Genomic DNA, 12598 nt, shown 5'->3' with positions numbered 1-12598 from the left:
TTGCCCACTCTCACCTACTTGTCCCATATAACGGATGACTTTTGCAAGAGGTCTAATGATTGAGCTACTTTAAACTCACGTACCGTCATTGGTGCTGTGCGAACCACATCACCGTAAATAATTGGCGGACGAACATAACGGCTACCGTAACTTTGCACCCAACCATTTTCGGTGAAAGCGAAGCCTGATAACTGCTGTCCAAAAAATTCCACCATATCGGTGCGTTCAAATTCACCATGAACTAAAACATCTAACCCTAATTCCTCCTGTAGTTTAATGCTCTTGGCAATTTCAACATCAATAGCAGCTTGGTATTCTTCCTGACTCAATTCACCCCGTTTATAGCGCACTCGGAGTTGGCGAACTTCAGAAGTTTGAGGAAAGGAACCAATTGTGGTTGTCGGGAACAGAGGAAGAGGAATTTGGGAATCAAGACGCAATCCATAGGATAAGGAGCGCTGAAAATCATCAATCTTCAGAGTTTTGATTCTTTCTTGAATTGAGTGATTTACTGGACTAAACTGCTCGAATATACTCCAGCTTGACTCAATAATTTCTTGCTCGTTTTTTGTGTGTTCTCCTGTGATTGTTCGAGCTAAAAATATTACTTCTTGAAGTTTCTGTTCCGCAAAACTTAAAACATTTCTTAATGCCGATGGCAGTTGTTTTTCTCGTTGAGCATCGTATGGAACAAACTGCAAGGAAGCTGATGGCTGAATATGTAAAGATGTTGTTATATGTAAATTTTCTACAATCTCTTGCAATACGGAGAGAACTTGTTCTGGACGAATTTGCCAAATATTTCTCGCATCTATAATTCCTAATCCCAGTCGCTTATCTTTAGGGAAACCGTAAGTTTTGATTAACTCTAAGTTTCGTCCGCGAGTGAAGTCCAAACTAATTGCGCTGACTGGTAATTGCATTACCCAAAGGTAGGTTTCCCCTAAGTCATCAAAGTAAGTAACTAGGTGTAGGGGTAGTTCTACAGAATCAAGTGAGTTATAGACTGTTTGGAAGTGTTCTTTCCAGGAATTGGCATCACCCAAAACTAAGGCAGGTTCGTGCATTTGCACTTCGTCTACTCCCAGATTTTTCAGTTCTGTAAGTAGGTTGATGTAGAGTGGTATTAGCTTTGATACCGCCTCGTCAATATTCAATTTCAGTCGGCTTAAGCGCAGGAGTGTACAAGGACCAAGTATGATGGGAATTGCCCTTCTACCTAACATCTTTTGGGCACGCCGGACTGTTTCTAAAAAATCGCTGAAATCTGCTGACTGTGTTTCTGAGATTATTTCAGGGACAAGATAGTGATAGTTAGTATCGAACCACTTGGTCATTTCAAGAGCGGGAATTCCTTCTTGACCTCGTGCCATTACAAAGTAGCGTTCTAACCCAGAAAACTGTTGAAAGCGTTCGGGAATGAAACCAAAACGAAACGCCCAGTCAAGTACATGGTCATAAAGTGTGGTATCTCCAATCCCAATTTTATCAATCCCTGCATCTAACTGGGTTTTCCAGTTAGCTTCTTCAACTTCTCTTACTGTTTGTAACAACGATTCTGCTGCTATCTTTCCACTCCAAAAGGCTTCTAGTGATTTCTTGACTTCCCGGTTTTTACCAATACGGGGATAGCCTAATGTTGAAGTTTTAATCTGCATGAGTTTCTCTTATGAATGAAAACTAATGATTTGGATACTAGAGATTGGGAACTGAGAACTTTTAGTGAGTCCTTGATGAACAACAACTTATGTTTAATCTTGCCCATTTATTAAGTGGTGGAATCTTTGCCAGAATTCCTTTTTTCAGTGGTTCGGGTCGTTCTGACCAAGGCAGTGAACCATCGGGTTTAGCATAGTATTGACTGGCACATTGCAGAATGGTTTCGGCGCTACTATCAGCTGGTAAATCGCCAAACAGATAGGTTAATTTATCTTGGGCAACAAAGGCAATGACACAAGAGCAATTACAAGCACTCATGCATTCAACTCCCTGAATTGGGAAATTATTTCGCAACTCCCAGTTTTGTGCAAGTTCCTGAAGCTGCTGTAGTAGTTGTTGACCACCACTAGAACCAACTCGCTTGCCGTCTTGCCACATACTGGCACAAGTCGTGCAAACAAATAAAGTATGTTGTTTGTTGCTCATTGATTTTGAAGTGTGTAGGAGGAAGTTCAAACCACTGAAAATATTACACAGTGTTGCCAAGGCACTTAAGCTTTTTGGATCTTCTCAACGCTGAAGGCTAACCTCGCTGATTGTGTAGTATCTCTATTACTAATCATTTGCAATAATTAACGAGTAGTGGCTCAGATGACACGAAACCAAGTTGCAGAAGATGTCATTTTGGGAGAAGACTGAGTAATTTTTACTTGAAGCAATGACTGTGCCAAATGACCCAATACAGACACTATGCCAAGCGAAAAACCAGCACGAATGACAGCTATACCAACAGGCGTAATTTGCACGTCCTGATAAATCGTCTATGGTCTCCTAGCAAGCCGTAACCTGAAGTGTATCTTTGGCGCAATGAAGAAATAAAACCTATTGATTGTGAAAAGATTCGCAGTAGCGTTCATCTATACCTCGTAGATTGAAGCAGAAGTTTATTAGTCGGCGGGCATTCTGACTCACAAGGCAAACCTTGATTACAGCTGCGGGACAGCGCCGGAATTACACCGGACTTTCCCCGTTACCTCTAGTGGCTGATTTCCACTAGAACCGTCTACTTCGTTATGATATAGCAACTTAAGCGATCGCGCTAATCTTTTTTAGATATATGGCTGAAGCTTTTGACTAGTCACGAGGGTCTTACACGTAAAAAATTTGGGCAGGCTTCCTGATTGATTAGTTATCGTCGTCGTTAGTCGAGTTTTTAATAAGCCTGCCCAAATTTTTAGGGGACAATGCGTCAATCATAGCTATCCTGTTACGGGGCGACTTGGTTCAAAAATTGAATTAACTCATGCACTGAGTCATGTTTCGACACAGCACCGTTGTATTTTACTCGCCAAAAAACCTGTCCTGTTGCAGACATTACCTCTATAGAAATTTGCGTCAAATGACTATCAGATACGACAACAAACCCCACTCGCAGCAAAGCACGCTTTGTCCACAGTGCTTCCATACCTTCACCCACTAAATCAACTGTGCCACGAATCGGCGTATGAAGATGAAATTCCCCAGTGAGTGCGTCAAACTCTACACCAACGCTTTTAAAAGTATCAGCAAATGCACCGCTTAAAACCAAGTCTTCCGGTGCGCCAATATGTAGAGAACCGCCTTCTGATAGAAGCCAAATTTTATCAGCAAGGCGCAAGGCTAAATTCAAATCGTGAGTGGAAAGCAAAATCGCCTGATTTGTCTTTTTTGTCAAGCGCTGTAGCAATTGCATAATCTCCACGCGGCGGGGTAAATCCAGAAATGCTGTTGGTTCATCAAGTAGCATTAAAACAGGTTCTTGTGCTAAAGCACGCGCAATCATGATTTTTTGCCGTTCTCCGTCACTGAGTTCGCTGACATTGCGTTGTGCTAAGTGTGCAGCGCCTACAGATTTTATTGCCCAAGTTATTATTTCTTCATCTTGGGATGTCAGCTTTCCCCACCAGTTAGTATAGGGATAGCGCCCCAACGACACTAAAGTGTAACCCGAAAGCATACCTACATCTATTTTCTCAGTCAGTACAAGACTCAGACGTTTCGCTATTTCTTGCGGTGGTAACTTATAGACATCGTCTCCTAACAATCGCACTTCACCTTGAATTGGAGGTTGCATTCCAGCAAGCGATCGCAGTAAGGTTGACTTACCCGCACCATTGGGACCAAGTAAGCAGACAAGTTCCCCTGATTGCAGCGATACAGAAATACCAGATACAACATTCCGGACAATTTTTCTGGACATCCTGTAACCAATAGTCAAGTTGTGGGTTGTGAGAATTGCGTTACTCATGTGGGAAAGGATTTTTGAGAATTACGCCGCACAATCACCCAAGTTACAACAGGAGTTCCTATCAAAGCGGTGACAGCATTTAATGGTAAAATAATCTGACTTCCCGGAAGTTGGGCAAGCAAATCTGCAATCAATGCTAAAATTGCACCCATAATTATCACTGCTGGAATTAATATTCGATGGTCTGAAGTGTTAAATAAATTGCGACAGAGGTGGGGAATAGCTACACCCAAAAAGGCGATGGGACCGCAAAAAGCAGTGATTGCTCCCGCTAATACAGAAGCGCTGGTAAGAATTGAAAATCTAGCTTTTTGTACTGTTAACCCCAAACTACGTGCATAAGATTCACCTAGTAAAAGTGCGTTGAGTGGTTTTGACAATAGCAGCGCTGCTAGTAACCCAAGAAGTATGATTGGAACTAGAATAATTATCTGTTGCCAAGTGACACCTGCAAAGCTGCCAAAAGTCCATAATAAATAACTTTGAATACCTTCTTTTGAACTAAATTGCAGTAAAATACTCACAATTGATGTCGTCGCATAACCAAATAACAAACCTAAAATCAGCAGTGTCATTGTGTCTTGAACGCGCCGAGAAACAACTAGCATAATCGCTAAACTTGAAGCTGCACCCAGACTTGCTGCTATGACTAAACCAAAATCACCCCAAATTCCTAAGTCTTTTAAGAATGTAGCAGTACCTGTAGCGCTGGCTGTGAGTACGACTAGTGCGACTCCTAAAGAAGCACCAGAACTAATTCCTAATACAAATGGTCCGGCTAGGGGGTTTCTAAATAGGGTTTGCATTTGCAAGCCACTTACGCCTAAGGCTGCACCAGCAAGGGTGGCGGTTAAGGCTTTAGGTAAGCGAAATTTGAGAATAATGATAGTCCATGTGATTTTTTCTGGTTGTTGTCCTAGTAGAATTGTAATAACTTGATTCAGGGGTATATGGGCAGAACCAAGGGCTAGGTCTAGCAAAAAGGTGAGGATTAGTATTGTAAGTAATATGGGAAAGAGAAGCGATTTTACAGGTAAGTTGTTTGTCGTTTTAACTATTGGTTTTAATTTGTAGTCAGGCATTTTTATAGAATGAAACCGCATTAGCGAAGCGTGTCCGCAGGACATAGGCACAAAGGGCGCAAAGAAAGGAGATAAGAAAGAGAACATTAGGAAAGTTGACGGTAATATTTTAGTTGGTGATTGGGTAGAATTTCTGGATGTAAGATTTTAATTAAGTCGGATAAAACTAAATGAGGATTGGTGATTCCGCTTTCCCAATAGTCATTACCGCCAGTGGTGTTAATCCGGGCGTTATTATTATAAAGATTTCCGTTTTTTACAGCTTTAAATTCAGCATAGCGGTTATCTTCAGCAAGTAGGTCTTTTCTTGTTTGACAAGATTGACTAAAATTTAACCAGTAATCGGCATTGACAGCACGTTCAAAGACTTTTTCAAAAGATAATGGTAAACTACCAGAAGATTTATCTTCTTTCCAAAGATAGTTTGCGCCTGCATCAGCTAGATATTGGGCTACGTAACTGTTACCTCCTGGCATATACCATGTTCCTTTAAAGTTAAATCCTACAAATACACTGGGACGATTTTTTACAGATTTGACTTGAGCGACTATTGTTTCATATTGTTGGGCAATTTCTGCAAAGATTTTTGCCGCTTTTGCTTCATGGTTAAAAAACAAAGCTGTAAACTTCAGCCATTCGGCTCGTCCTAATGGCGATGATTCCATATACTCAGCATTGATGGCTACTTTTAAACCTGCTTCTAACAGTTTTGGATAGCTATCGATATTTGGATTACCTACTCCATGTGTTGTCACTAAGTCAGGATTTAATTCTAATAGTTTCTCAACATTAACATTGGCATTATTACTGACTTCTACGACTTGACCTGTTTTGATTTTATCGACTACGCTGGCGGTATTGACTTGTTTGCGATCGCTAATACCAACAAGTTTATCTACAACTCCCAATTTATCCAAGTGGGGTAAATGAGTCGTCGAGAGAGAGACTATTGTATTTACAGGAACTTGAATGATTTGTGTTGCTTGGAATCCTTTTGGTGTAGGTGTACCACATTGGACTAAAACATACTCAAATGTTGTATTGGCGTTTTTCCAAGGATTTTTAACTTTGATAATTTTGTAGTTTTGATGATATTCTACCTCAAAGCCTTCGCCATAATTGATGCTGGTTTTTTCCGGAAAATAGTCAGTTTTTGGGTTATAGTTTGAGATACATCCTTGAAGAACATTGGTGTTAGCAAATGAAATTGCTTCAGTGGGTGTTTGTTTGTTATCACTTATGTTTGTTGTACTGTGACAAGCAATACATAGAATAGCAACTAAAACTATCTTGCCCAAAAAGATGATGCTTTTAAACTGGAAAATTTTTGCTCCTATCATGTCTTTGAAACTGGCGGATAATAATGTTCTATTATTTTCTTACCTTGAACAAGATGTTCATTAACTATATTTTCAGCCACTTCAGGACTAACGCGAGTATACCAAGTCTTATCCTCTGAATAAAAGACCACTGGACCAAGTTTGCAAACTTCTAAACAGCCAGAAGTTCTGACTTCTATATCCAAACCAGCTTTTTCAACTGCTGCTTTTAATGAATCAAAAATAGGTTGCCATTTGCGTGAAGGAAGACAACGGGTAGACGTGCAAACGGATATGTAAGGATGTTTCAGGGGATTTGTATGAAACGGAATTGGCTTTTTACCTAACACATAGATATCTCGCAGTTCTTCGTAAAGCTCTAATTTGGCTAAGTTAGGTTTACCTTCTGGTAATAAGTTTTCTCCCTCAACATATGGATTAGGTAAGAAGATAGTCATCAAATTCTCACTTGCACCATTCCAAAAATCAATTCCCCAACTTCTGGGGATTCCTTCTGCATTAAACCGTCGATAAAAAGCAGCACGACTGACTTGACGTTGTTTCCTTAATTCTAGTGGTGTCTTACAATGGGGACCACCTAAATTTGCTTCAATACATAAGTGAAGATGCCAACTTTCTGTGACTACCGTCAGGTATCCATCATAAAGAATACAAATTTTGGGTGCAGCAGGAAATTCCAATTCCAACACGCCGCCTTGTACAATGTGTCCTACCCCCACCTGATGCCAATTCTGCTGAAATAAGGTGTAAAGTAGTGATGATAAAACGTCGCAACTGCAATCAAAATCTTCATATTCGATGTATCCTCCTGTTAGCGAAGGTTCTTTGACGACGCGGTTTAATGGTGTTACCTCTTGATGAAATTCACTCATAGTAATTTTAGATTAGAAATTGTTAGTTGTTGATTCTTGATGGTTATAGCAATCCTATCTGATTTGTGAAAAAGAGTTTGATTGAACCGCAGAGGCGCAGAGAACACAGAGGAGGAGAAAAGAGAGCAATCACTAACCACTAATTAGTAATTTACTACCATCTAAAATGTGGCATTGAAACCCACTTGAAAAACTCTCCCTGCATCAGGATAACCAGGAAATAGTTGATACCGTTGGTTGAAGATATTATCTACACTACCAGTCAGTATCAAGTTATCATTCAAAGGAATTCGCGTTTTGAAATCAAAAGTCGTGTACCCAGACAAAGATTCCGTGTTGGTATTGTTGGTAGGATATGCACCAAGGGAGTGCATGAGTATTCCTGCATATAAACCTAGAGGTGTTTCATAAGAAATTCCCAAATTTAAACTATCTGCACCTGCAAATCTCAATTCTTTGTCTTTTTCGGCAGAGTTGACACTCTCTTTAATGCGTGGATCATTGAGTGTATAATTGACAAAGGCATAGACATTCTTTGCCAGTTGTACATTTAAAACGGCTTCAATCCCCCTGGTGCGAACTAAGCCAATATTCTCATATGTGGCTACTGGAACAGCAAAGTTATAGGCAATCAAATCTGATATTGTATTGCTGAAAAAGGTCAAGCGCAATAAACCGAAATCCCACAGCTTTTGGTCAATTCCGATATCATAACTATCACCATTTTCTGGTCGCAGATTCGGGTTACCAACAAAGGTAGAACCCCTACCATATAAATTGAAAAGAGTCGGTGCGCGAAAATTCCTGATATAGTTAGCTCTGAGGTTAGTAGAGTCAGAAATTGCCCAGCGTGCGCCTACACTCGGTGATGTAAAGGAGCCATTTGCTAAAGAGCTAAAATCTTGGCGCAAGCCTAAATTTACACTGAAGCTAGGGGTGAAATTAATTTCATATCTGGCAAAAAGCGCTCCTTGAGAGATGCTATCATCGTAGCTGAGAGTTTGTTGCTCAGTGGAATAGTTGAAAGTGCTGTTACGCGCTGACACATTGCGGTAATCAAAGCCATAAACTAAGGTTTGATTTTTAGCAAATTTCCAACTGTGTTGCGTTTGAATTCCGTAAGAGGTTTGCTCGTTATCAAACCGTCTCTGGGATGAGAGTGTCCCACTACGATTATCAAAACGGGTGTTGAGAAAATCGGCGTAAACTCTTGCTGTTAGCAGTGAGTCATCCCCACCTCCTAGTTTTGAGTTCCAAGTTAAGTCGGTGAGAACTTGGTCTGTGTATTTGCGATTGTTGTCAGTCAAGGAGTTAAAATAACCTTGTCCAAACAGGGGTTCGGGAATAGGGACTCCTCCTGGAACTCCTTGGTCTTTGCTTAAGTATAAACTTGAGACGGTAAGAGTATTGCGTTTTCCTAAATTCGTCTCCAACTTTACATTAAAGTTGTTGTAGAGAGTGTCATTGTTTTTCCTGGTTCCTTCAAAATTGGCTTCTGGGATGGAAAAGGGATAATTGTTATCAGCTTGGGTGCGGTTATATCCCACAACCCAGGAAATATCTCCTGCTTTCCCACTATTGTTAATAGTCTGCTGATTGAGTCCATAAGCACCAAAGGTGACTCCCGCTTGTGTTGTCACTTTCTCTGTTGGACGACGAGTGATAATGTTAATCACTCCCCCAATTGCATCGGAACCGTATAGGGTAGAACCTCCTCCTGGTAAAACTTCTACTCGTTCAATGTTGTTGGTGGTGATTTCTGAAAGGTCAAAACTACCAGAACCAAGATTATTAATCGGTCTGCCATCTAGTAAAATCAATACTTGTTCGGAGTTGGAACCCCGAATAAATTGACCGCTTAATGCGTTTACTTCTGTCCCAACTGTCCCATCAGGTAAGATTCCGGGGAGAAAATGCAACGCTTCTCTGACGGTTCGCACTCCCTGTGCTTCCATTTCTTCACCTGTAATGACATAAACTGGACGGGTAGAATCTTTTACTGTCCCCTCTCGACGAAAGGGAGAGAATACGGGTTGATTCAATATTTCACCCGTGACTGTAATTTCAATGGGTGGTTCTTGTTCATCTGTTGGCGGACTTGTGCTTTGGGCGATTTTTTCTGGTTGTGGAATTTCTCCACCACAAACAGCATCATTCCATAATATTAAAGTTGTCATTGCACTCATAGATACAATGACTTTCATCGCCCAACAGCAATTAAAGAGAATATTTTGCATCTGTACCTCGCAGATGATTGTATGTTTTTTACCTCAGGCGGGCATTCTGACTCAGAGACAAATACTTCAAGTCTCATCACAGCTGCGGGACAGCGCCGGATTCACACCGGACTTTCCCCGTTACCTCTGATGGCTGTTCCCCATCAGAACCCAGGATTGGCTTTAATTTAACATGCTCAATATATCAATACAAATAAGAATTGTTGCATTTAAATAGATGAGCGTAAATAAACAGAACTATAAGTATCTATACGAGGTGTAGAAAAGCGTTGTCAGACTGTCTGTACTTTTTCTATACGATAGTCTGTATGAGGTGCTGCATTAGGGGGAGAGAGGATTCAAGTTTTTTCGTGTTCTTTCTCACTGGCTTCTACAAACATAGTTTGACCTATATTTGAGCTATTCTGTTGAACTGCTTAATCGCTTGAGAAAGATTTCTCTAACGTCAGCATTTCTGTAACCTCAGCATATTGTCTAACTCTTCTATCAATTGCTGTCTCAGTGCTGTCAAGCGTGGGCTTCTTGCGAACGCTGACAGCTTTTCTCTAGACGTGGGCACGGGTAATTCTCCCATTGTTCCTAAAAGCCTTAGCAACATCTCTAACTCTGTTGCTTGCTCTACGCTGATTTGTATTTCAATCACCCTTGACGCTCCTCTCTTATTAAAGTCAAAATAGACATTTAATAATCGCAATTAAATATGAAAAGAAAAGATATTACAGGGCAAGTCTTTGGAAGACTTAAAGCTGCTGTTTTGTTTGCAGGTGGCGGAGTTCTAGACGCTGCCATGATGAAATATGCAGATAAAGGGTTAAGCGTGCGCTTGGCTGTAGAAGGCGACCCGAACGACCCACAGCTAAGTAATGCGATAGCTGACGTGTATAGCGCTAACTATCCAGACACGCATTTATTGAGACAACCTGTAGAGACAGTTAATTTTAGGAATTACTATGACAACTGGTTCCTTTTGCACGCTTCACCGTCATGTAAATCTTTCTCTAACGCAAACACAAGTAAAGGTGGAGAGAAAGAAAAGGACTTGACGGCTGCGATCGCAGTAGCGAGAGCAATTCGAGAGATGCGACCGCTTTATTTTACGCTTGAACAAGTGCGAGGTTATGTCAAATCAGAGTCATTTAGCATCATTTACAACACACTTGTAGAGCTAGAGTATGCAATCTGTTTTGATGTGGTTAACGCAGCTAGTTACAGTGTCCCACAAGACAGAGAAAGGATGTGTCTGATTGCTCACCGTGGTAACTCGCTTGTAGGAATGCCAGTGCGTCAGCGTCCTGTATCTTGGATGGATGCGCTCGCTCATCGCATTGATTACATGAACTTTGCAGAACCTACGGTTACACAGAAGCAAGCATTATACGAGCATCGTTTGCTATATCCTGACACAGAGGCTTTCTTAGTTCAACGTCTATCAATTCGTGATGATGTAAGAATCAGGCATCCGTATGAATTAGCACCTACTATTACTTGTGCGATTTTCACTGATAGCAAGGGCGCAAACAGAAAGTCATTCCTTAACATCTGGTACAAAGGGCAGTGGCTTGACCTGTCAGTGCGTGATTGTGCGATACTACAGTCAATCCCTGATTGGTATTATTTGCCCCCACAGTCGAGAATCGCGGGCGCGGTCGTAGGCAATGGCGTGCCTACTAAGCTCTACGAGGCAATACTAGGGCAAATATTTAAGCACTATGAATCACAGAATTGATTGGACTATAGAAGAGGTCATAGAGTTTGCAGCGTTGCATGGGCATATTGTTGACACTGATTTTGGCTATATAATTTAATTTAAAGTTCTATTCCTCCGTCAAATTCTTCTGGGTCATCCGTTTCTATCGCTACTGGTTTAACGGATGGTAGTTCTTGATGACCATTCAAACTTTCAGTCGTAGCAACTGGTAGAGTGGGTGTAACTGGATACTTTCCTTCTAAATACCGCAGATAAAACCCTATTGCATCCTCAACAAACCGACTCTCACTAACTAAGAGCGCTTCACACCATTGTTGTACTTTGAGCTTTTGATACTTCTTAATCCTGATTTTATCAGCTGTCATTACCCAACCTCCGCTATCAGTCCCATGAGGTTATCAAAAGCACCATTGGCAGAAATCAAGAATCCTTTCTTCTTTAATGCAGCATTCAGCAGCGGTAACTTACTACCACCTCCAATTATCAGGATTTGGTCACCACTAAGTTTATACTGTTCTAACTGCTTAATGACTTCTCTGAGTCTGCAATTAATAAAATCCTGTAGCTCGAACTCATAGACCTTGTAGAAATTGAGATCTGATTCACCATAAGCCAAGAATGGTATCTTTTCGCCTGACTCAGATTTCTTGAACTTTACTCCTACCTCAATACTCCTGTTGATAACATCCTTACTAGGCGCTTGTTTGATGAGTGCTTTGAGGTCAGAGTTACAAGCAATTTTCTCAATCAGGTATTCCGCGCCAAAGTCTTTAACAGCAACCTCACCTACTGGTTCCGAGTTGAAGAATCGACTGATGGAAGTGTTACCGCCACCGATATCACAAATAGTCACAGCACCGTCTAGCTTCTGGCTTTTAAGCGCTGCAAATCCTTCGGGTAAGATTGCTTTAATGGTAATAGTTACACCACATGGGACGCCACACAATTCTACCTTGTGCGTCCCTTCATTCTTCTTGATAATTCCTGAGTGGCGTTTAACATCATTGGTAGTTATCGTAACTTCCAAATTCATTTCTGGGTTAATCTGTGGTAGATGAGCTAAAGCACCAAGGAAGTACTCAAGCCACAAAGATGACTTAGCCGTGTAATCTTCCACCAATCTCATGAGGTCACTGCTACCACTGCGGACAGCTTGATTGCCGATTAGCCAGCAACTGTTGATTAGGTCAGTCCTCACACCATTGACATAACGGACGTGACCAGGTAATTTATTGGAAGTGTTGGATAAACAGCGAGCATACCAGCTTGGTTCTCTTAGAAGTTCGTAGCCTTCTATATAAGCTTTAATCCAATGATTACCCAAGTCAGTCACCGACTTGAACTGCTTCTTATTTTTAGCTGGTATTTTAGGTATTTTTACTCCCCCTATTTTCTGGGTACTTTTGGGTACAT

Annotated in this window: 12 protein-coding genes and 2 riboswitches; of the genes, 1 reads left to right on the top strand and 11 read right to left on the bottom strand. The window is 41.1% G+C overall.

Features of this window, described 5'->3' with window-relative positions; all coding sequences use genetic code 11:
- Window positions 1-14: 14 nt before the first annotated feature.
- From metE to DP117_RS30400, 9 genes are all read right to left on the bottom strand, one after another.
- A complete protein-coding gene (gene metE, locus DP117_RS30435; RefSeq protein ID WP_169221932.1) occupies window positions 15-1658 on the bottom strand; it encodes a 5-methyltetrahydropteroyltriglutamate--homocysteine S-methyltransferase in 1644 nt (547 codons plus the stop codon).
- A gap of 61 nt (window positions 1659-1719) precedes the next feature.
- On the bottom strand, window positions 1720-2145 hold the full coding sequence (locus tag DP117_RS30430) for a DUF1636 family protein (RefSeq protein ID WP_169221931.1): 426 nt from the start codon (window positions 2143-2145) through the stop codon (window positions 1720-1722).
- Between the two features lie 161 nt (window positions 2146-2306).
- Window positions 2307-2465, bottom strand: coding sequence for a hypothetical protein (locus DP117_RS35660; protein ID WP_211176431.1), 159 nt, complete (start codon window positions 2463-2465; stop codon window positions 2307-2309).
- A 129-nt stretch (window positions 2466-2594) separates the two neighbouring features.
- Window positions 2595-2738, bottom strand: a riboswitch (cobalamin riboswitch).
- A 188-nt stretch (window positions 2739-2926) separates the two neighbouring features.
- The gene (locus DP117_RS30425) at window positions 2927-3946 is read right to left on the bottom strand and encodes an ABC transporter ATP-binding protein (protein WP_169221930.1); all 1020 of its coding nucleotides are present in this window, start codon (window positions 3944-3946) and stop codon (window positions 2927-2929) included.
- The gene (locus DP117_RS30420) at window positions 3943-5028 is read right to left on the bottom strand and encodes an iron ABC transporter permease (protein ID WP_169221929.1); all 1086 of its coding nucleotides are present in this window, start codon (window positions 5026-5028) and stop codon (window positions 3943-3945) included. Before DP117_RS30420 ends, DP117_RS30425 begins: the two co-directional genes overlap by 4 nt.
- 86 nt (window positions 5029-5114) lie before the next feature.
- Entirely contained in the window at window positions 5115-6368 is a 1254-nt protein-coding gene (locus tag DP117_RS30415; protein ID WP_169221928.1) for an ABC transporter substrate-binding protein, read from the bottom strand.
- The gene (locus tag DP117_RS30410) at window positions 6365-7240 is read right to left on the bottom strand and encodes a (2Fe-2S) ferredoxin domain-containing protein (RefSeq protein ID WP_169221927.1); all 876 of its coding nucleotides are present in this window, start codon (window positions 7238-7240) and stop codon (window positions 6365-6367) included. The genes DP117_RS30415 and DP117_RS30410 overlap by 4 nt, the downstream gene beginning before the upstream one ends.
- A gap of 161 nt (window positions 7241-7401) precedes the next feature.
- On the bottom strand, window positions 7402-9477 hold the full coding sequence (locus DP117_RS30405) for a TonB-dependent receptor (RefSeq protein ID WP_169221926.1): 2076 nt from the start codon (window positions 9475-9477) through the stop codon (window positions 7402-7404).
- An 18-nt stretch (window positions 9478-9495) separates the two neighbouring features.
- A riboswitch (cobalamin riboswitch) is annotated at window positions 9496-9646 on the bottom strand.
- Window positions 9647-9922: 276 nt separating this feature from the next.
- Entirely contained in the window at window positions 9923-10120 is a 198-nt protein-coding gene (locus DP117_RS30400; protein WP_169221925.1) for a hypothetical protein, read from the bottom strand.
- A 57-nt stretch (window positions 10121-10177) separates the two neighbouring features.
- Here DP117_RS30400 and DP117_RS30395 point away from each other — a divergent pair, with 57 nt between their 5' ends.
- Window positions 10178-11203: a DNA cytosine methyltransferase gene (locus DP117_RS30395; protein WP_169221924.1), complete on the top strand. Its 1026-nt coding sequence runs from the start codon at window positions 10178-10180 to the stop codon at window positions 11201-11203.
- A gap of 80 nt (window positions 11204-11283) precedes the next feature.
- On the opposite strand, the gene DP117_RS30390 is transcribed toward DP117_RS30395, so the two are convergent.
- A complete protein-coding gene (locus DP117_RS30390) occupies window positions 11284-11550 on the bottom strand; it encodes a hypothetical protein (protein WP_169221923.1) in 267 nt (88 codons plus the stop codon).
- On the bottom strand, window positions 11550-12598 hold a 1049-nt coding region (locus tag DP117_RS30385; RefSeq protein WP_211176430.1), incomplete at its 5' end, for a hypothetical protein. The genes DP117_RS30385 and DP117_RS30390, both read right to left, overlap by 1 nt.

It is taken from the genome of Brasilonema sp. UFV-L1, assembly GCF_012912105.1.
Classification (GTDB): Bacteria; Cyanobacteriota; Cyanobacteriia; order Cyanobacteriales; family Nostocaceae; genus Brasilonema.
This window is presented reverse-complemented; position numbering and strand designations above follow the sequence as displayed.